Raw genomic sequence first — 18,842 nt, 5'->3', positions numbered from 1 at the left:
CTTGTCCTGTACAGGACTATCCTAGACGTTTTTTCTAAACAGCGTTCTCGCAAATACTCGCAAACAGGCTGCCAAAGGGCGACCATTATGGTCTTTCATGGCGTGTGCAGCTTTCATGGGTCTTTGCGGATGCACATGAGGCATACCATGACCCAAGAAATCAGTACTACTCCAGACGTTGGCACAGCTGCAGAAATTGGTAATTTTTCTACACTTGGCCTACACCCTTCAGTTCTTGCTGCTATTACTGCAGTCGGCTATGAAGAACCATCACCGATTCAGACCAAATCGATTCCGTTGATTATGGCTGGCCACGATATGATCGGTCAGGCCCAAACCGGTACCGGTAAAACCGCTGCGTTTGCGTTACCTATTTTATCGCGCATTGATGCAGCCCGTCGTGAAGCACAGGTGTTGGTATTAGCACCGACCCGCGAACTGGCCCTGCAAGTTGCAACTGCTTTTGAAAGCTTTGCTGCGCAGATGTCTAGCGTTAACGTTGTTGCGATTTACGGTGGTGCGCCGATGGGCCCACAGCTGAAAGCTATTCGTAATGGCGCACAAGTGATCGTGGCAACGCCAGGTCGTCTGGTTGACCACCTCAGCCGTAACGGTGGCTTACTGTCTACCATTAAATTTTTAGTTCTTGATGAAGCCGATGAGATGTTAAAGCTCGGCTTTATGGATGACTTAGAAGTTATTTTCAATGCCATGCCTGATGAGCGCCAGACTGTGTTGTTCTCGGCAACCTTGCCAGCATCAATTCGTGGCATTGCAGAAAAACATTTGCGCAATCCACAGCAAGTTAAAATTGCTAGCAAAACGCAAACCGTTGCGCGTATTGAACAAGCGCACCTGATGGTGCATGCAGATCAAAAAGTAAACGCCGTATTGCGTTTGCTCGAAGTTGAAGACTTTGATGCCATGATTGGTTTCGTGCGCACCAAGCAAGCGACCTTAGACATCGCAGCAGCACTTGAAGCGAAAGGCTACAAGGTTGCGGCGCTCAATGGTGACATCGCGCAAAACCAACGTGAGCGCGTTATCGAGTCATTAAAAGATGGCCGCTTAAACATCGTCATCGCCACTGACGTTGCCGCGCGTGGACTTGATGTGCCGCGTATTACTCACGTTTTCAACATCGATATGCCGTATGACCCAGAGTCTTATGTGCACCGTATCGGTCGTACTGGCCGTGCCGGTCGTGATGGTCGTGCGTTGTTGTTAGTGACGCCGCGTGAGCGTCGTATGTTGCAGGTGATTGAGCGTGTAACAGGCCAGAAAGTCGCTGAGATTTTATTGCCGGATGCTAAAGTAATTCTGCAAGCACGTATTCGTCGTTTGACTCAGGATTTAGCTCCGCGCGTTAAAGACAAAGAGAACAAAAACGTTGAGCTATTAACGCATCTGACCACTGAGCTTGGTTGCACAGTTGAAGATTTAGCCTTGGCTTTGTTGGCTAAAACCACTGAAGGCCAAGCCTTCACTTTAGACGGTGTTGAGCGTGAGCAGCCAACCATCGCTCCACGTAGTCGTGATGATCGTGGGGATCGTGGCGATCGCGGTGACCGTGGCAGTCGTCCACCACGTGAAGGTGGTCGTGATGGCGGCCGCGATAGTGGTTCTCGTGGTCCTCGTGAGCCATTAGCACTGAGCGAAGGTAAAGTACGTTGCCGTACTGCATTGGGAACTCGTGATGGTGTTGCTGCACGCAACTTGCTCGGTGCGATCCTCAATGAGGGCGGTTTACAGCGTGATGCGATTGGTCGTATTCAGATTCGCGAAAGCTTTAGTTTGGTTGAATTACCAGAAGAAGGTCTTGAGCGTTTATTGGGTAAGTTAAAAGACACCCGTGTCGGTGGTAAAGCACTTAAGCTGCGTCGCTATCGCGAAGATTAAGATGCACCATTGCTTAAGTACTGCTTAAGCTTTGTTTGCTGAGATAAAGCCGGTTTGACTGAAAAGTTGAATCGGCTTTTTTTTTTGCGCTGTTAAAACAGCTTTCTTTTAATTTTTTCGATCTATTTAGACCTGCAGACTGTGCTTAAGGTACTCTATACTGTGCTTTTGATCAGTGGTTTTGAGGTGCGTTGATGACCTTACGAATATGTATTTTAGAGTCGGATGATTTACATCCAACCATGCAAGATAGCTTTATCGGCTTTGGCCAGATGTTTAAGCAGTTGTTTGCCGGCCAAGATGCAAGTGTCGTATGCCAAGTATTTAATGTGGTGCGAGGCGAATATCCTGCGGCCAGCGAGCAATTTGACGCTTATTTAGTCACAGGTAGCAAAGCGGACTCCTTTGCCAATGATCCGTGGATTGTTACTTTGCGCGCTTACTTGCGTGAGCGTTTTCAGCAGGGCGATGTGTTGCTGGGAATTTGCTTTGGCCATCAAATCCTAGCGTTGGTGCTCGGTGGTGATACACAGCGTTCTAATAAAGGCTGGGGTATTGGTGTGCACCGTTACCGCTTAGCTTATAAGCCGCAGTGGTTGCCTGAGGCGCTTGATGAGTTTCAATTATTGATCAGTCACCGTGATCAAGTTACCGCTTTACCGGCTGGTGCGACTTTATTAGCACAGAGTGAATTCTGTGAAAACGCTGCCTTTATCATCGGGCAACAGGTTTTATGCTTTCAAGGGCATCCTGAGTTTACCCATGATTTTTCTAGACAGTTATTGCAAATCCGCCAAGCTGTTTATTGCCCTGATGAGTATCAGGCCGCCTGTAACAGCTTGCAGGATGCACACGATGGTCAGGCCATTGCACAGTGGATGCTGTGCTTTGTTCAAGCCGCTAAAGACGCGCGCAAAGCCTCTGACGCTATCGATGCAGTAACTGATTCAGTAAGCGAGCCTCTATGCTTGGTCTAACAGGGCAGGAATTAACCCAGTATGCTGCGCCATTAGTGCTTGGCGTGATTGTCTTGGCAGTGGCTGTGCTGCAGTTTATCCGTGGCCAGAAATTACAGCAGCAACTCAATGCCAGCCAGACTGCACTGCTTAGCGCGCAGCAACAATTGCATGAGCAGGATACTGATTTGCAAGTGCTAGGTAGCCAGCAAGATCAGTTGCATGCGCAGTTACAGCGGCGTGAAGCAGATTACCAGCAGCTGCATGCTGAGCAGCGCTCGGCACAAGAGCAGCTATTACAAGTGCGAGGGGTTGCTGATGCGGCGCGTGCAGCCTATCGAGAGTTAAAAGAGCAACAGTTGCTGCGCGAAAAAGCGTTGACCGAGCAGCAGGCTAGCTATCTTGAATTGCAGCAAACGCATCAAAACTTGCAGCAAGAACATGTGTCACTGCGAGGATTGACTGCGCAAAAAGAGCAGCATTTACTTGAGCAGCAGCAACTGCTTAAAGACAGTCGCGAGCAATTGAAACTGGAATTTGAACAGTTAGCCGGACAGATTTTTGAAGCGCGCGGCCAGTCGCTCACCCAGACCAGTCAGCAGTCCTTAGAAGCCATGCTCAAGCCTTTTCGTGAGCAGATTGAAGGGTTTCGCCAAAAAGTTGAAGACATTCACCATAAAGATGTGCAGCAGCAGGCGTCTTTGCAGCAGCAATTATTGCAATTAAAAGAGCTTAATCAGCAAATTACTCAAGAAGCCCATGAGTTGAGTTCGGCTTTGCGTGGGCAGAAGAAAGCCCAAGGTAATTGGGGTGAGCTGATTCTAGAAAATGTTTTAGAGCGCGCCGGTTTGCAGCTCGGAGTGGATTTTGCTCGCGAGGTGAGTTTTACCACCAGCGAAGGGCGTAAACGTCCGGATGCGATTATTTACTTACCGCAAAATAAGCATTTAATTATTGATGCCAAAGTCTCGCTCAATGCCTACCTGCGCTACGTGAATGCTGAAGATGATAACTTGCGCGCGCAGGCGCTGCGCGAGCATGTCAGTGCTTTTTCGGCGCGCGTGCTTGAGTTGGCTGAGCGCGATTACGCGGCGCTGCCAGGCTTGAATGCACCAGATATGGTGGTGATGTTTGTTCCCATTGAATCGGCGTTTGCAGATGCGGTACGTGCCGATGAGGGCTTGTTACAGCGCGCTATTGAGCAAAACATTCTGATTGCTACGCCAAGTACCTTATTGGCCAGCTTAACCATCGTGAGGCAGCTCTGGCGCTTTGAGGAGCAAAGCCGCAGTACCGCTGAGTTGGCTGATCGAGCCAGTAAAGTGTATGACAAATTACGCATCTTTCTTGGCAGCATGGATGGCATTGGTAGCAGTTTGGAGCGCGCGCAAGAAGCCTATCGTAAAGCCTGCGATCAGTTGGTCAGCGGTCGTGGCAACTTGATTAAGCAAGCCAGTGATTTCCAGCAGTTAGGTGTTGCCGTGAAGACGGAAATACCTGAACAGTGGCAAGATCGCGCGCGACTTGAACTGACCCATGCAGATATTGATAGCGCCGACTAAGACGCCTGCAGGTGATTAAGCAGCTGCTGGACTGCGCGAACTGACTCTTGCTTATGTTTGAGTTCAAGTTCAGCCAGCAGTTTTTGAAAAGGTTTCTTTTCAACGCTGCTCAGTTGACGCCAAGCGTCGTGGGTGGGTATTTGCTCGGTGGCTGTAAAAACCTTTTGCAGGACTTGGTAGTCGTTGTGCATGCCCATCTCAGCATCGTAGTGATCTAAGATGACTTTGATGCGAATACAACCTTCCGCCCAAGGCATCTGCCCACTTAAAAAGCCATTGCTCAAAACGATTAGATCGTCATGACGCTGAGCTTTTTGTAAGCTGAGTTGCTGTTGACGTTGTTGTTTTGCTTGCCAAACACGACGCCAAAGAATAGCCGCATAAGCGGCTAAACCGAGAATACAAACAGCACCAGCAAGCAGCCAAACATTAGAAAATGTTTGCACGTTAGGCTCCGTGACACTTTTTGTATTTTTTCTCACTGCCACATGGGCAAGGATCATTACGACCAATTTCTTTTAGAGGGTTGCGTACTGGTTCGTGATGGGCGTGGCCGCAATGCGGGCCGTGCACGTGTGGCGCGGGTGCATGGCTGTGTTGATGATCATCATGTTGGCAGTCAGGGCCGTGAACGTGTTCTGTAGAAGACATAGTAATTACTCGCGAATATAGTCGCCGGGAATGATATCACCGTGACGAACGATATTGATTTTTTTGCTAAACAAAAGCCCGGTTTTTACATCAGCATGCAGTGCGTAATGAATCGGCTGATCAGGTTTTTCTAGCATGCGTACCACAACTTTCATGTGCCGCCAGAGATTGGTGTGCACGGGAATTTTAAAATAGGCATGGCCATTGGCTGGAACGGTGAGCCATTGGTTATTACTGCCAGTAGCAAGCGGGGTGTCATTCAGCAAAAGACGATAATTGATGCTACGCATGGGCAAACTTTTCGAGTTCGGATTGTCTACGCGAAAATGTAAAACAAATTGCTGCTCGAGTAATTTAGCGTGCACCAGTTCGACATCCACCAGTTGTAAGTCTGGCTTTTTAAAGTTTCCTGTTAGCCATGTTGAGCAACCGCTCACTGAGCCTAATAATGCTAATAAAACCAATAATGCCGGTGTTTTTTTTATAGTTGCCAAATAGCTCATTGATTAACTCCAAATCTCACGGCAGTGTATCAAGCAAATGTTGGACGTGGTAAATAGGACATGCACAGTGCCTGTTTACGTAACATATATCAATTAGATTGCTACGTGGGTTATCAATTTTAGAGGATTGAGTATGCAACAGTTCGAAATTGCTTTTTCTGGCGAGATTTTACCAGGCGCTCAGCTTGAGCAAGTTAAGGCAGCGATTGCGCGCTTATTCCAAGCGGATGATGCTCTCTTAGCGCGATTGTTTTCCGGCCAGCGCGTGGTAATAAAGCAGAGTGTTGATGCAACAGCTGCAGGCAAGTACCAAGCGGCTTTTCAGCGGGCTGGTGCTGTCCTTGATGTGCGTGATTTAAACGCAGAACTGATTGAAGAAATAACTCCAGGTTTGCCGGTAGAAGAAACGGTGGCGGAGTCTGCTGCAGCTGTGGCTTCTAGCGCAACAGTTGCGATGCTGAATGTGGCGCCGCGTGATGAATACATGGCAGCATTTAGTAATGTGCAGGCACCGGATTTTGGCATTGCGCCATTAGGTGATGACTTGCAACCTACACCTGCTGAGAAGCCTGCGCCCAACTTGGATCTCTCTGGTATTTCTATCGCGCCGGTGGGTAGCGATATGGGGCAGTTACCGGGTGCTGCGGCCATTGTGGCGCCAGATGTTTCGCATATTAAATTAGCTGACGAGTAGTCTGTGATCATTGCGCTGACAACTTTTATAGGTGGGCAGCGCAGCATTTTTTGAACTTGAGACGACTGCCGCACGGGCAAGGTGCATTGCGTTCTGCACGCAGTGGCACGTTAGGATCATAAAAATACCATTGCTCGGCAGGCCTGATAAATAACGATGTTTCTTGATGTTGATGCTGACCTTCAGCATCTTGCCAGTGTGCAATAAACTCGACAGTGGCATGTCGTTGATCAGCATGGATGCGCTCAGCTAGCACCTCTAAGCCTAACCATTGGCTGTTCTGACTCCAGTCGGTAATCGCTGCCATATCCAACTGCGCTTGCTGCGCCGGCAAGCTGGTATCTCTTATAAATTCAACATTGTGCTGGGCATACGCGCTGTAGCGTGCGCGCATTAAATCTTCTGCAGCGGCAGGCTTAGCGCCTGCATGGTAGCGTGCGCAGCAATTTTGATAATCAAGACTGGAGTTGCAAGGGCAGGCAATTGCAGCGGTCATAAGTAATCCGTAAAGCACAAAACGTATAAGCAGGCTATTATACGTTTTTAAACAGGCACTGAACAAACATACAGTTCGATTAAGTGGAAGCAGCATGCTCAGCGATGAATTAAAAAACACTATTCAAGGCGCTTACACACGCTTTTTAGACAAGAAAGGCCTTAAGGCGCGTTATGGTCAGCGTTTGATGATTGCTGAAGTAGCGAAAGTCTTAGGCAATATTGCCGTCGATGAAGAGGGTAAGCGCTCGGGTGAGCCTGCCGTGGTCGCCATCGAAGCAGGTACGGGAACCGGTAAAACTGTAGCCTACAGTTTGGCCGCTATTGCGGCTGCGCGTGCTGCGGGTAAGCGTTTGGTGATCGCCACAGCCACCGTCGCTCTGCAAGAGCAGATCGTCGATAAAGATTTGCCCGATATCATTAAAAACAGTGGTTTGCATTTCACTTATGCCTTAGCCAAAGGCCGTGGCCGTTACCTGTGCTTATCTAAATTGGATGCACTGTCACAGCACGGTGAAGCAGAGCAGGCGACTGCGCAGATGTTTGCCGATGACGGCTACCATATTGATGTGGATAGCGAGAGCGAAAAACTCTTTAGCGAGATGATTACTAAGCTGGCCAGCAACCGCTGGGACGGTGACCGTGATAGCTGGCCACAGGTTCTCGAAGATGTTACTTGGTCGCGGGTGACCACTGATCATACCCAGTGCACGGGTCGCCATTGCGCTAACTTTCAGCAGTGTGCTTTTTACAAAGCCCGTGAAGGCATGACCAAAGTGGATGTGATTGTGACCAATCACGATATGGTTTTGGCTGATTTGGCGCTAGGTGGTGGCGCAGTGTTACCGGATCCGCGCGAAACCATTTATGTCTTCGATGAAGGCCATCACCTGCCAGATAAAGCTATCGGTCACTTTGCGCATTTCACTCGTTTGCGTTCGACCGCTGACTGGCTGGGGCAAGTGGATAAGAATCTCACCCGTTTGCTTGCGCAAAACCCATTGCCTGGAGAGTTTGGTCGCTTGCTTGAAGCAGTGCCGGAAATGGCGAAAAGTCTGCGTACACAAATGCAATTTATGTTTACTTTCTGTGAGCAATTGGCTGAGTTTCGTCCTAATAGCGATCCCGACAGTTATGAGAAGCCGCGCTACCGTTTTGTCGGTGGGGTGATACCCAGTGAAATGGCTGAGCTTGGGATTGAACTGAAAAAAGAGTTCTCTAAACTGACCGATATTTTCAGTCGCGTCGCTGAGTTATTAAAGAAAGCCATGGATGATGAGCCGGGTTTAGGTGTGCCCAGTCATCAGGCAGAAGAGTGGTATCCGTTGTTTGGTAGTTTATTGGCGCGCGCGCAAAATAACCAAGAACTCTGGACTGCCTTTACCGCTGAAGATCCGGAGAAAAGCCCACCCATGGCGCGCTGGTTGTCACTGGCTGACAGTGGCGGCTCGTTTGATATTGACGTCAATGCCAGTCCGATTTTGGCGGCAGAAACGCTACGCCGCCATTTATGGAATGTTGCCCATGGCGCGTTAGTCACCTCGGCCACTTTAACTGCGCTGGGTACTTTTGATCGTTTCAATATGCGCGCCGGTTTACCTTACGATGCAAAGAAAGCCGTGGTGCCTAGCCCCTTTAAATATGCTGAGGCGGGCGTGCTTAGAGTGCCAGACCTGCGAGCTGATCCGCGCGATGCTGATGCGCATACGCAGGCGATTATTCGCGAACTGCCGAGTATCTTAGAGGGCGCACAGGGCAGTTTAGTGTTGTTTTCTTCGCGCCGACAAATGCAAGATGTGTTTGCTGGCGTCGATGCTGAGTGGCGCAAGCGCGTATTGATGCAGGGTGGTTTATCACGTCAAGAGACTTTGGCTAAGCACAAAGCGCAGATTGATAAAGAGCAGATCAGCGTGTTGTTTGGCTTGGCCAGTTTTGCTGAAGGCATCGACTTGCCAGGCGCTTATTGCCAACACGTGGTGATTGCCAAGATTCCTTTTGCCGTGCCGGATGATCCAGTCGAGGCGGCGTTGTCTGAGTGGATTGAAGCACGCGGCGGTAACCCATTTATGGAAATTGCTGTACCTGATGCCTCTTTACGCTTGATTCAGGCGTGTGGTCGTTTGCTGCGTAATGAGCAAGACATAGGCAGTATTACTTTGCTGGATCGACGTCTGGTGACGCAGCGTTACGGCAAAGCTATTTTAAATTCGTTACCACCGTTTCGACGTGAAATTGATTAAGTTTTAGCGTTATAAAGAGGTCAGCATGCATATTGATGGTCGCAGCGACAGTGCGTTTTCTAACGTTCTTGATGTGTTTAGCCAGATTCTGGAAGACCCAGAGCAGCGTGGTGCCGCTTTGTGCGTGCAAGTTGCCGGTGAAACGGTCATTGATGTCTGGGGTGGGGTGATTGACCGTCATGCCGAACAGTTATGGCAGCGTGACACATTGGTAAATATTTTCTCCAGCGGTAAACCAGTCGCGGCTGTGGTGTTGCTGCAGTTGGTGGCAGAAGGGCGTTTGCAGTTGGATACGCCGATAGCCGAGTACTGGCCAGAATTTGCCAGACAAGGTAAACAGCAGATTACTCTGCGCCATGTTTTGAGCCATCAAGCCGGTTTGTCTGCTGTACTTGAGCCGTTAGCGCCAGAGACCTTGTTTGATTGGCAGCAGATGGTCAGTGCGGTAGAAAATACTCCGCCATGGTGGGCGCCGGGCAGTGCCCACGGTTATGCGCCAATGACTTACGGATGGTTGGTCGGCGAGTTGATTCGTCGTGTCGATGGCTGTGAGCCGGGAGAGGCGATTGCTAAACGTATCGCCGAACCTTTGCAGTTGGAGCTTTATCTAGGGCTGACTGCGCAAGAATTGCCACGTGTCGGCGATGTGATGCGCATGAAGGGTGTGTATGGTGATGCTGCCTCAATGCGTTTAATGAAAGCCATTGGGAGTGATTCGCGCGGTATGACTGCTAAGGCTTTTGCTAATCCGCCTTCAATGTTGACCAGTACCAATAAGCTTGAATGGCGTCAGATGCAGCAACCTGCCGCTAATGCGCACAGCACCGCGCGCGGATTGGCTGGTTTCTATACGGGATTGTTGCAGGGTAAATTACTCGACACTGAGATGCTCAAGGAAATGCTGACTGAGCACAGCGCGGGAGCAGATTTAACGTTGCTCACGTCAACCCGCTTTGGCTTGGGCTGTATGCTAGAGCAAGTGGACCAATTACCGGCCAGTTATGCGCTGGGTGCGTACAGTTATGGTCATCCGGGTGCGGGCGGTACTTTAGGTTGCGCTGACCCTGAGCGAGAGGTCAGTGTGGCGTTTATTACCAACAGCCTCGGTGCCAGCGTACTGATGGATCCGCGTGCGCAGAAAATTAATGCCATGCTAAAGAAGTGCTTATAGCGTTTTTATGCATTGCTTATGCGTGGCAGATGAAGGCGCTAGGTAAGGTTTGTGCCGTATCCTGCTATTTCTGCATGAGCCTTGCACAGATAGTGCTAACGGCGCGGTTGCTCAATGAGTGCTTCGCTGTTGCTGTGGTGGGCGAGCCAGGGATGGCGCAGCGCCTGAGTTGAACCCTGGATGGGTTCATCGACGGATAAACAGCAATTGCGGAGCACGGCATACTCTGCCTATCAGTTAGTTTATAAGCTAAAAATCAAAAGCATCAAGGATTTCCTGCTTATGGCGCACCGTGCAAGTGCCGCTTATCCCTCAACGAGGCATCCTGCCTCGATTCGGGCGCTGCGCCATCCCTGGCGCGCTTGCCACGGCACCTGCACGGTGCTTGTTGAGCATTAGTGTTGTTTTCAAGTCTGTAGCATGGCTCTTTTAAAGCCAAAGCCTTGATCATCGGGATGCATTGCTAGCCTTCTAGCGGGCTAGCAAATCAAATCTATAAAGCGAGAGCCTATAAAAAGATGGTTTGAGCAGTCACAGCAAGCATGAATCGACGTGGCGCTTATTGTTCTGCTTGCTCACAGGCTTGTAAGGTATTTTCCAGTAAGCAGGCGCGGGTCATTGGGCCAACACCACCAGGTACTGGAGTGATCCAAGCTGCGCGCTTAATCGCTTCGTCAAAGCCGACGTCACCAATCAATTGACCGTTGTCTTGGCGGTTGATACCGACGTCGATCACAATCGCGCCTGGCTTGATCCATTCGCCTTTAACTAAGTTCGGAATACCTACGGCGACGACAACTAGGTCAGCGCGGCGTACATGGCTTTCGAGGTCTTTGGTGAAGCGATGGGTGATGGTTGTGGTGCAACCTGCTAGCAATAACTCCAGTGCCATTGGACGACCGACAATATTGGATGCGCCAACAATCACCGCATCTAAGCCATGTAAATCTACGCCAGTATGTTCGAGCAGGGTCATGATGCCTTTTGGCGTGCATGAGCGCAGTAACGGAATGCGCTGGGCTAAACGGCCGACATTATAGGGGTGAAAACCATCGACATCTTTACTTGGGCTGATGCGCTCAAGCAGTAATGATGAGTCTAAGTGCTTAGGTAATGGCAGCTGTACCAAAATACCGTCAACAGTTGCATCGTTATTGAGTTTATCAATCAGATCAAGCAACTCCGACTGCGTGGTGGTTTCCGCGAGATCGTAAGCCTGTGATTGAAAACCCACTTGCTCGCAGTCTTTGCGCTTGTGTGACACGTAAACTTCTGAGGCCGGATCGCTGCCAACTAAAATCACCGCTAAGCCAGGAGCACGTAAACCTTTATTAAGACGGTCTTGTACTTGTTGGGCGATATTTTTTCGAATATCTGCGGCGATCTGTTTGCCGTCAATCAATTGTGCTGTCATGGGTGGTTTGGCCATAATCATAGAATAAAAAAGATGGTGGCTATTCTCGCATGAGCAGCGCCATGGGGCAAAGATGCACGAGAGGTATTTTATGCTTTATCACTATCTAATTGATTCTTTTGAAAATAGTGGTTGACGGCATAGGGTGATCTATATAATATTCGCCCCGCTTACCAAGTACAGCCTGAAGCTGGATACGAAAGCTGAACAAGTCATATTGAACAGTGATCGAGCCTTGGGTCAGTAACTCAAATTGAGTGCAGACACCAGGCGCCCGTAGCTCAGTCGGATAGAGCACCCGCCTTCTAAGCGGGTGGTCGCAGGTTCGAATCCTGCCGGGCGCGCCATTAGGCGAAGCTTGTAAGTGTAGTAAGTTATATGTAACATACGCAGCGCAATATGGTGGGCGTAGCTCAGTTGGTAGAGCACGGGATTGTGATTCCCGGTGTCGTGGGTTCGAAACCCATCGTCCACCCCATATTTTACAAAGCAGATTCATTTTGCTTTGTTTCTAGATTGAATGCGGACGTGGTGGAATTGGTAGACACACCAGATTTAGGTTCTGGCGCCGCGAGGTGTGAGAGTTCGAGTCTCTCCGTCCGCACCATCTAAAGGTTTTACATGTTTCGACATGAATGAGAAAACCACTTTGAAACCCGCCTTGTGCGGGTTTTTTAGTTTTAACAATATGTGTTAGTGATTTTCTTAAAACTGTAGTTATAAAAACCTACAAGCTCTAGAGATGTTTACCTGTAAGCGTGATCTCCATTTAGTACCCCTGTGATCGACTTTATCACTCTATAAAGCTAGAGCAACCAGCAGCACGGCTTCCTGAATCTCTACTGCAGCACCAAGGGTGTCGCCCGTATAGCCGCCCAAGCGTTTTTTAAGTGCAGCGCGATAACCGACTAAGACTGCCAGCCAGACTAAGAGAATCAGCAGTGCTTTTTCTTGCAGTAGCGGCAGGGCTAATAGCGCCAACACAGCACTCATTATCATCACTTTACTTTTAGTCGCAGCGCTTTGTGTGTCACTGACCATGCCTTGCTTGCGCACATAAGACGTTGTCGCCATTAAACCGATAATGCCAGCTCTGGCGAGCATCGGAATCAGCAGTAAACCACCCAGCAGTAAGCCAAGATCACTGTGCGCCTGTTCGAGTAACGCGGCAATTGCGGCAAATTTTACCAGTAACACCACGATCATTGCCGCCACGGCCATGGCTCCCACTCTTGGGTCTTTCATGATTTCCAAGGTACGCTCGTGATTACCTAAACCGCCCACCCAAGCATCGGCTGTATCGGCGACGCCATCCAGATGCATTGCCCCGGTAAAATACACCCAGAGCGCCAGCAGCAATGCCGCTACTAATAAGAACGATGCCTGTGGGTTATACAGGTAGCACAGCAGCACTAAGCTGACTAAGAGCAAACCTAGAATGGCGCCGACGATGGGATAAAACCACATTGCCGCTTGCTGTACCTCTTTATCGATACGTTTTAAATAAGGCCCTGGCACACGGCTTAAGAAAATCAGCGCATACCAAAAGCCCCAATAGTAGGTGCTCATAATTCTGTTCCGTCCATGCCTTCGAGGCTGACCCATTGCTGGGCTTGACCTTCATATTCACTGTCGATGACCTTGAAACTTATCACCGCTGCGTAAGGTAAGCTGAGTTTGCTCATGCCGTTGGCGGTCAGTTCTAATAAATGTTGCGCCAGCATGCGGATCACACCGCCGTGGGTGACTACGAGCACGCGCTGGCCTTGATGAGTTTTTAACAACTGTTGCCAAGCCACTAAAACACGCTGTTGTAATGCCGCAGTGGGTTCGCCTTGTGGCGCACAGAAGTTCATTGGATCTTGCCACATCTGACTGATGCTTTGCTCAGCCATCACTGCATCGACCAACTGGTTTTCCCATTCGCCAAAATGAATTTCCGCTAAATTGGCTTCGATGCTGAGCGGGATATTTTGTGTACTGGCCAGCCACTGCGCGGATTGCTTACAGCGCAGCAAGGGCGAGCTGACCACGTGCTGCCAACGCTGACCTAAACGCTCAATGCGCTGCTGAAACTGCTCACTGCCGCGCTCGGTTAAGCAATGATCAGTGCGACCGCGAAAGACTCGGCCGCCGACCGGTTCACCGTGGCGGATAATATCGATGTAAGTGGTGATCATCAGGCTTTGTTTTCCACAGCGGCTTGGGCAAAGGTGGCCATATTGTTATGAATAGTCAGCGCTTGCTGGACGGTTGCATAAGCCACAGCAGCGCCCGAGCCTTCGCCTAAGCGCATGCCTAACTGTAGGAGCGGCTCTGCATCTAAGGCGCTGAGTAAGGCGCTATGTCCGCATTCAGCCGAATGGTGGGCAAACAGCAGCCACTGACGTACCCCAGGGTTTAATTTAACTGCTAATAAAGCCGCTGCCGTGGTAATAAAACCATCAACAAAACAGGGCATGCCCAACTGACTGGCGCGTATATAAGCTGCGGCGATGGCAGCGATTTCCAGCCCACCCACTTGCGCTAAGGCGTCTAATGGATTTTTAACCAGCAGCTTCGCGCGGGCCACGCTGGCAGTTAAAATTTCTTTTTTACGAGTTAGTGCCGCACCTTCAACGCCAGTGCCGGGACCGGTTAAATCGCTGACGTCTTGTTCCAACAGCAGAGCGCTTAAACAACTGGCGGCTGAGGTATTGCCAATGCCCATTTCACCTAACATCAGAAAATCGCAGCCTTGCTGATGAGCCTGTTCTGCTTGCTCTTTACCTAAACTTAAGGCCGCCAGCGCCTGTTCATTGCTCATGGCAGCTTGCTGAGAGAAGTCGTGAGTGCCGGCCATGATGGGCTTATGAGTAATCTGAGTTAAATGCTCACAGTTCGCAGCGGTACCACAGTTAATAACGCTAAGTTGAATGCCTTGTTGTTTGCACAAAGTGGCAACTGCAGCACCACCATTGACAAAATTCGCTAGCATGGCAATGGTCACCGACTGCGGAAAGGCTGAGACACCTTGCGTGACAACGCCGTGGTCGCCGGCGAAAACCAACATGTGGGGCTGTTTGATTTGCGGTTTGCTCGTGTTTTGCATCGCCGCCAACTCAATGGCAATGCTTTCCAAACGACCTAACGAGCCTTGCGGTTTAGTCAGTTGATTTTGATGCGCTTGCGCATTGTCTCGTGCGCTATCAGACAGTGGGTCTGTGGCGTCTAACCACCAATGGGTATCAGTCATGCTTTGCGCCTAATGATGATTTTGAAAGAGTGTCGCTTGTTGCCAAGTCATTGATAAAAGACGTAACAACCACTATTTTTAAGATTAAACCTGCTGCTTTGCCAGAGATTTTAGTGAGTTGTCGCTGTTTGACGCTCTTGCACTATCAGCCAAGGTGCGACCACGACAGCCCAGAGTTCGGGATCGCGTTGTTGAAAGTCCAGGGCTTGCTCATCTTTTAAGTTATGCAATGCCTTTTGCTGCATCAGCGCACTGATTGTCTTTTTATCGTCATTGATAATCTGTTCGGCCACGGCCACTAAGTCTTGATCACTGGCTATCCAAAGCACCATGCCTTTAGCAAAAATCGGCATAATTTCAGCCCAACTCATCTGCGCTGTTTGACCAAGAAGCTGAGCATATAAGTCACTGATTTCGTTTGACATGTTTTTTCTCGCAACAAAAGTGGGCATGATAGCCTGAGTTGCACTATCCCCCCAAGGGGCAAAACTTCAGTGTCGAGTGAATTGGAGAGTTTTATGCGCGCATCGTCATTACCTCGCTTAGCCTTTGCCGGTATCGGTTTAATGGGGCTGCCCATGTGCCAGCGCTTGCTAGCAGCGGGTTATCCACTAGTGGTTTGGAATCGTAATCCTGATAAGTGTGCGCCCTTGGTCGCCTTAGGTGCGCAGCAGGTTTTACAGCGTGCCGAACTCTGCGCCCAAGCCGATATCATTATGCTGTGCTTGGCTAATACGCAGGCCGTATCTGAGGTGATGTTTGCTGAGCAGGGCATTGCTGCCGCGATGAGCCATAAGCAGGTGTTGGTGGATTTCTCCAGTATTGAGCCTGCGGCAACCCGCAGTATGGCGCAACAGCTCGCCGAGGGCTGTGGCGCGCAATGGTTGGACGTGCCGGTGTCTGGCGGTGTTGGTGGTGCTGAGGCCGGTAGCTTAGCCATGATGGCGGGTGGTGATGCGGATGCCTTGGCGCAAGTAATGCCGGTGTTAGCGCACCTCAGTCAACGCGTTACTCACATGGGGCCGGTGGGCTCAGGGCAGGTGACTAAAGTCTGCAACCAGATGCTGGTGGCATGTAATGCCATGGTGATTGCGGAAGTGGTGGTGTTGGCTGAGCAGGCCGGTGTTGATGCGTCGCTCTTAGCGCCAGCCTTGGCTGGCGGTTTTGCGGACAGCAAGCCTTTGCAAATCCTTGCACCACAAATGGCGGAGCGTGAGTTTGAGCCAGTAAAGTGGCATGTGCGCACCTTGTTAAAAGATTTAGATATGGCTGTGCAGCTGTCCCATAACCATCTGTCTGCGACACCAATGAGTGGTCTCGCAGCGCAGTTGATGCGTAGCCATGCCGCGCAGGGACATTTAGCGGCGGATCCGGCAACCCTGATCAAACTCTATAGCGGAGATAAATAATGGACATTGTGGCCAATTTATCCATGTTGTTTACTGAGCTACCGTTGTTAGAGCGCGTGCGTGCGGCAGCAGCGGCAGGGTTTTCTGGCGTGGAAATCCAGTTCCCCTATGAGGTGCCAGCCCTGCAACTGAAAGAAGAGCTGCAGCGCTGCGCGATGCCGCTAGTGTTAATTAATTTACCTGCCGGTGACTTGATGCAAGGCGGCGCTGGTTTAGCTTGTCATCCCAAGCGTCGTCAGCAGTTTGCCGATGCTTTGGATGAAGCGTTGAGTTACGCACTTATGGTGCGGCCACGCATGGTCAATGTGTTAGCAGGGCGTTTACCTGAAGGCGTTTCCCGTGATACGGCACTGGCGACGTTAGCGGCTAATTTACGCGAAACAGCGCAGGCCTTTGATCGTCTACATATCAAAGTCTTATGTGAAGCCATTAATCCGGTTGATATGCCTGGCTTTTTAATCAATACCCCGCAACACTTAAACGAACTCTTAACTGAGGTGCGTCACGACAATTGCTTTGCTCAATTGGACGTTTACCACATGGCACGTCAAGGCATCAGCGTTGAGGATGCGTTAGCGGTATTAGCTGGCAAAGTCGCGCATGTGCAGTTTGCCGATCATCCAGGACGTGGCGAACCGGGGACTGGTACGGTTGATTTTAATGCTATGCGTCAGGGACTGGAACAGTCAGGCTATCAAGGTGCACTGGCGGCGGAATACCGACCGAGCAGTAGTACACAAAAAAGTTTGGCATGGCTCAGCCGTGCGCCTTTCGCTCAATAGTTTGCAGCTGAAATGCAGATGGGGGATGTGTGTGTGTTTTGCTAGATTGAAAAGTATGACCTTAAATAGTTGTGCAGATTTAGTTCTATAGATGTATGAGCTATCAACAATAATAAAAAAATAGGGAATTTTATGCCGCATTTACCGCATCAATCAAAACAGGCTGATAACGCTTGGCGCGTATTGTTTTTGCTGTTTTTAGCCAATTTATTTAACTTCTTTGATCGCGCGATTCCGAGCATCATCATTGAACCCATCCGTCTTGAGTGGAGTTTAAGCGACTTTCAGATCGGTCTATTAGGTACCGCTTTTACCATTGTTTATGCTATTGCTGGCTTACCATTAGGGCGCATGGCCGATACCGGTTCGCGTAAAAAAATTATGGGCTGGGGTTTGCTGGTGTGGAGTGGTTTGACCGCGGTGAACGGTGCTGTCACAAGTTTCTGGGGGTTTTTACTGGTGCGTATGGGGGTGGGCGTCGGTGAGGCCAGCTATGGTCCTGCGGCCAACTCATTGATTGGTGATTTATTTCCAGCTAACCGTCGTGCGCGTGCTATGGGTATCTTTATGCTCGGCTTACCGCTGGGCTTGTTATTGGCCTTCTTCACCACTGGTGCGATAGTGAAGGCCTTTGATAGCTGGCGTGCGCCGTTTTTTATTGCCGCAGTACCAGGTATTGTCTTAGCATTGTTTATGTTCTTCATCCGCGAGCCTAAGCGTGGTGACGCTGAAGTGGTGGCGGTGCAGACCACCCCCATTCATCAACCGATTCGTAAGATTTTAGCCATACCAACCATGTGGTGGTTGATGTTGGCAGGGCTCTGTTACAACTTTGCTACCTACGCCAATACGACCTTTATGGTGCCGATGCTGCAGCGTTACTTTGGTTTAGAGTTGACCCAGGCGGCGATGTCGGTTGGCGTGATTGTTGGTGTGACCGGTTTAATCGCTTTGCCGCTGGGCGGCTGGATTGCTGACCGTTTACATGTGCGCGTGCGCAATGGTCGTTTGTTATTTGGTGCGGTGAGTTTATTGCTGACCTGCGTCTTTACCGGTGTTGCCTTAGTGGCCGGTGAAATTGATGTGGCGATCTTTGTCGGCCTATTTGCTGTGGGTTGGCTGTTTGCTTATAACTTCTATACCTGCGTGTATACTGCCGTGCAAGATGTGATTGAACCGCGTTTGCGTGCCACGGCAATGGCTTTGTTTTTTGCCGGACTGTATTTGCTTGGTGGTGGCTTAGGCCCAGTGATGGTTGGCGGCTTATCTGACTACTTTGCTAATCAAGCCATGCTGTTGGCTGGCGCCAGTGAAATGACTGAAGTTTTTCGCGCCATTGGTTTGCATAACGCCTTGTATTTAGTCCCGGTGACCATGGGTTTAACCGGTGTGTTTTTGCTGATTGCGATTCGTACATTTAGAGCGGATGCGCAGAAAATGACGCAGTCAGCGCAACAATGAGGAAGTCAGTGATGATGTTGCAAAAAATCGAAACGGCTTTGGCTGCTTTACAGCCACAAGTGTTGCAAGTGGGCGATGAAAGCCACATGCATAGCCGTGGTAAAGAAAGTCACTTTAAAGTGGTGCTGGTCAGTGCTGCATTTGATGGTGTGCGTAAAGTGCAGCGCCATCAAAAGGTCTATGCGGCGCTGGGCGATTTAATGCAGCAATTTCATGCCTTAGCCTTGCATACTTTCAGTCCTGATGAGTGGCAAGCAGAGCAAGCTATTCCTGATTCTCCGCACTGCCGTGGTGGCAGTCTGCACGATAAGTAAGCGCTTCAACTCAGCCTATTGCTGCCAATAAAAAACGGCCAGCCCCTAAATTTAGG

19 protein-coding genes and 3 tRNA genes are annotated in these 18,842 nt (G+C 49.9%); 13 read left to right on the top strand and 9 right to left on the bottom strand.

Features of this window, described 5'->3' with window-relative positions; translation table 11 throughout:
* Positions 1–147: 147 nt before the first annotated feature.
* The 3 genes from H591_RS0109125 (at position 148) to rmuC (ending at position 4,417) form a co-directional block, all read left to right on the top strand.
* Positions 148–1,899, top strand: coding sequence for a DEAD/DEAH box helicase (locus H591_RS0109125; protein WP_022966644.1), 1,752 nt, complete (start codon positions 148–150; stop codon positions 1,897–1,899).
* A 194-nt stretch (positions 1,900–2,093) separates the two neighbouring features.
* Positions 2,094–2,876, top strand: coding sequence for an amidotransferase (locus H591_RS15140; RefSeq protein WP_022966643.1), 783 nt, complete (start codon positions 2,094–2,096; stop codon positions 2,874–2,876).
* Positions 2,864–4,417, top strand: coding sequence for a DNA recombination protein RmuC (rmuC, locus tag H591_RS15135; RefSeq protein WP_022966642.1), 1,554 nt, complete (start codon positions 2,864–2,866; stop codon positions 4,415–4,417). The genes H591_RS15140 and rmuC overlap by 13 nt, the downstream gene beginning before the upstream one ends.
* On the opposite strand, the gene H591_RS0109110 is transcribed toward rmuC, so the two are convergent.
* The 3 genes from H591_RS0109110 to H591_RS0109100 are packed head-to-tail and all read right to left on the bottom strand — an operon-like array spanning position 4,414 to position 5,571.
* Complete coding sequence (locus tag H591_RS0109110) at positions 4,414–4,863, bottom strand: DUF2489 domain-containing protein (RefSeq protein WP_022966641.1); 450 nt, start codon at positions 4,861–4,863, stop codon at positions 4,414–4,416. The genes rmuC and H591_RS0109110 overlap by 4 nt on opposite strands.
* Position 4,864: 1 nt before the next feature.
* On the bottom strand, positions 4,865–5,068 hold the full coding sequence (locus tag H591_RS15875; protein ID WP_033421067.1) for an SEC-C metal-binding domain-containing protein: 204 nt from the start codon (positions 5,066–5,068) through the stop codon (positions 4,865–4,867).
* A gap of 5 nt (positions 5,069–5,073) precedes the next feature.
* Entirely contained in the window at positions 5,074–5,571 is a 498-nt protein-coding gene (locus tag H591_RS0109100) for an LEA type 2 family protein (protein WP_022966639.1), read from the bottom strand.
* A gap of 133 nt (positions 5,572–5,704) precedes the next feature.
* Between H591_RS0109100 and H591_RS0109095 the strand changes: the two genes are divergently transcribed.
* The gene (locus H591_RS0109095; RefSeq protein ID WP_022966638.1) at positions 5,705–6,265 is read left to right on the top strand and encodes a hypothetical protein; all 561 of its coding nucleotides are present in this window, start codon (positions 5,705–5,707) and stop codon (positions 6,263–6,265) included.
* A 25-nt stretch (positions 6,266–6,290) separates the two neighbouring features.
* Here the strand turns inward: H591_RS0109095 and H591_RS0109090 are convergent, their stop codons facing one another.
* Entirely contained in the window at positions 6,291–6,761 is a 471-nt protein-coding gene (locus tag H591_RS0109090) for a YchJ family protein (protein WP_022966637.1), read from the bottom strand.
* 94 nt (positions 6,762–6,855) lie between these two features.
* On the opposite strand from H591_RS0109090, the gene dinG reads away from it, so the two are divergent.
* Positions 6,856–9,000 (top strand): ATP-dependent DNA helicase DinG, encoded by a 2,145-nt coding sequence (gene dinG, locus H591_RS0109085; RefSeq protein WP_022966636.1) that lies wholly within the window; start codon positions 6,856–6,858, stop codon positions 8,998–9,000.
* A 25-nt stretch (positions 9,001–9,025) separates the two neighbouring features.
* Positions 9,026–10,171, top strand: coding sequence for an EstA family serine hydrolase (locus tag H591_RS0109080; RefSeq protein WP_022966635.1), 1,146 nt, complete (start codon positions 9,026–9,028; stop codon positions 10,169–10,171).
* A 559-nt stretch (positions 10,172–10,730) separates the two neighbouring features.
* Here H591_RS0109080 and folD read toward each other — a convergent pair.
* Positions 10,731–11,585: a bifunctional methylenetetrahydrofolate dehydrogenase/methenyltetrahydrofolate cyclohydrolase FolD gene (folD, locus tag H591_RS0109075; RefSeq protein ID WP_028244313.1), complete on the bottom strand. Its 855-nt coding sequence runs from the start codon at positions 11,583–11,585 to the stop codon at positions 10,731–10,733.
* A 270-nt stretch (positions 11,586–11,855) separates the two neighbouring features.
* Between folD and H591_RS0109065 the strand changes: the two genes are divergently transcribed.
* The 3 genes from H591_RS0109065 (at position 11,856) to H591_RS0109055 (ending at position 12,192) form a co-directional block, all read left to right on the top strand.
* Positions 11,856–11,932, top strand: a tRNA-Arg gene (locus tag H591_RS0109065).
* A 55-nt stretch (positions 11,933–11,987) separates the two neighbouring features.
* Positions 11,988–12,063, top strand: a tRNA-His gene (locus H591_RS0109060).
* Positions 12,064–12,107: 44 nt separating this feature from the next.
* Positions 12,108–12,192 (top strand) — tRNA-Leu (locus H591_RS0109055).
* A gap of 191 nt (positions 12,193–12,383) precedes the next feature.
* On the opposite strand, the gene cobS is transcribed toward H591_RS0109055, so the two are convergent.
* From cobS to H591_RS0109035, 4 genes are all read right to left on the bottom strand, one after another.
* Entirely contained in the window at positions 12,384–13,154 is a 771-nt protein-coding gene (gene cobS, locus H591_RS0109050; RefSeq protein WP_028244311.1) for an adenosylcobinamide-GDP ribazoletransferase, read from the bottom strand.
* The gene (locus H591_RS0109045; protein WP_022966633.1) at positions 13,151–13,765 is read right to left on the bottom strand and encodes a histidine phosphatase family protein; all 615 of its coding nucleotides are present in this window, start codon (positions 13,763–13,765) and stop codon (positions 13,151–13,153) included. The genes cobS and H591_RS0109045 overlap by 4 nt, the downstream gene beginning before the upstream one ends.
* Positions 13,765–14,820 (bottom strand): nicotinate-nucleotide--dimethylbenzimidazole phosphoribosyltransferase, encoded by a 1,056-nt coding sequence (gene cobT / locus H591_RS0109040; RefSeq protein WP_022966632.1) that lies wholly within the window; start codon positions 14,818–14,820, stop codon positions 13,765–13,767. The genes H591_RS0109045 and cobT overlap by 1 nt, the downstream gene beginning before the upstream one ends.
* Before the next feature lie 110 nt (positions 14,821–14,930).
* Complete coding sequence (locus H591_RS0109035; RefSeq protein ID WP_022966631.1) at positions 14,931–15,245, bottom strand: DUF2288 domain-containing protein; 315 nt, start codon at positions 15,243–15,245, stop codon at positions 14,931–14,933.
* Between the two features lie 93 nt (positions 15,246–15,338).
* Between H591_RS0109035 and H591_RS0109030 the strand changes: the two genes are divergently transcribed.
* The 4 genes from H591_RS0109030 (at position 15,339) to H591_RS0109015 (ending at position 18,786) form a co-directional block, all read left to right on the top strand.
* Complete coding sequence (locus H591_RS0109030; protein WP_022966630.1) at positions 15,339–16,229, top strand: NAD(P)-dependent oxidoreductase; 891 nt, start codon at positions 15,339–15,341, stop codon at positions 16,227–16,229.
* Entirely contained in the window at positions 16,229–17,011 is a 783-nt protein-coding gene (locus H591_RS0109025) for a hydroxypyruvate isomerase family protein (protein WP_022966629.1), read from the top strand. Before H591_RS0109030 ends, H591_RS0109025 begins: the two co-directional genes overlap by 1 nt.
* 132 nt (positions 17,012–17,143) lie before the next feature.
* Positions 17,144–18,472, top strand: a complete 1,329-nt coding sequence (locus H591_RS0109020) for a spinster family MFS transporter (protein ID WP_022966628.1) — start codon at positions 17,144–17,146, stop codon at positions 18,470–18,472.
* A gap of 8 nt (positions 18,473–18,480) precedes the next feature.
* The gene (locus tag H591_RS0109015; RefSeq protein ID WP_028244308.1) at positions 18,481–18,786 is read left to right on the top strand and encodes a BolA family protein; all 306 of its coding nucleotides are present in this window, start codon (positions 18,481–18,483) and stop codon (positions 18,784–18,786) included.
* The last annotated feature ends 56 nt before the right edge of the window (positions 18,787–18,842 follow it).

This window comes from Denitrificimonas caeni DSM 24390 (genome assembly GCF_000421765.1).
Taxonomy (GTDB): Bacteria; Pseudomonadota; Gammaproteobacteria; order Pseudomonadales; family Pseudomonadaceae; genus Denitrificimonas; species Denitrificimonas caeni.
This window is presented reverse-complemented; position numbering and strand designations above follow the sequence as displayed.

Coding starts and splice junctions, on each gene's coding strand:
- H591_RS0109125 (WP_022966644.1), top strand. CDS start 148: ATGACCCAAGAAATCAGTACTACTCCAGACGTTGGCACAGCTGCAGAA.
- H591_RS0109080 (WP_022966635.1), top strand. CDS start 9,026: ATGCATATTGATGGTCGCAGCGACAGTGCGTTTTCTAACGTTCTTGAT.
- cobS (WP_028244311.1), bottom strand. CDS start 13,154: ATGAGCACCTACTATTGGGGCTTTTGGTATGCGCTGATTTTCTTAAGC.
- H591_RS0109100 (WP_022966639.1), bottom strand. CDS start 5,571: ATGAGCTATTTGGCAACTATAAAAAAAACACCGGCATTATTGGTTTTA.
- H591_RS0109035 (WP_022966631.1), bottom strand. CDS start 15,245: ATGTCAAACGAAATCAGTGACTTATATGCTCAGCTTCTTGGTCAAACA.
- dinG (WP_022966636.1), top strand. CDS start 6,856: ATGCTCAGCGATGAATTAAAAAACACTATTCAAGGCGCTTACACACGC.
- H591_RS0109030 (WP_022966630.1), top strand. CDS start 15,339: ATGCGCGCATCGTCATTACCTCGCTTAGCCTTTGCCGGTATCGGTTTA.
- H591_RS15875 (WP_033421067.1), bottom strand. CDS start 5,068: ATGTCTTCTACAGAACACGTTCACGGCCCTGACTGCCAACATGATGAT.
- cobT (WP_022966632.1), bottom strand. CDS start 14,820: ATGACTGATACCCATTGGTGGTTAGACGCCACAGACCCACTGTCTGAT.
- H591_RS0109090 (WP_022966637.1), bottom strand. CDS start 6,761: ATGACCGCTGCAATTGCCTGCCCTTGCAACTCCAGTCTTGATTATCAA.
- H591_RS0109045 (WP_022966633.1), bottom strand. CDS start 13,765: ATGATCACCACTTACATCGATATTATCCGCCACGGTGAACCGGTCGGC.
- H591_RS0109095 (WP_022966638.1), top strand. CDS start 5,705: ATGCAACAGTTCGAAATTGCTTTTTCTGGCGAGATTTTACCAGGCGCT.
- H591_RS0109020 (WP_022966628.1), top strand. CDS start 17,144: ATGCCGCATTTACCGCATCAATCAAAACAGGCTGATAACGCTTGGCGC.
- folD (WP_028244313.1), bottom strand. CDS start 11,585: ATGACAGCACAATTGATTGACGGCAAACAGATCGCCGCAGATATTCGA.
- rmuC (WP_022966642.1), top strand. CDS start 2,864: ATGCTTGGTCTAACAGGGCAGGAATTAACCCAGTATGCTGCGCCATTA.
- H591_RS0109025 (WP_022966629.1), top strand. CDS start 16,229: ATGGACATTGTGGCCAATTTATCCATGTTGTTTACTGAGCTACCGTTG.
- H591_RS15140 (WP_022966643.1), top strand. CDS start 2,094: ATGACCTTACGAATATGTATTTTAGAGTCGGATGATTTACATCCAACC.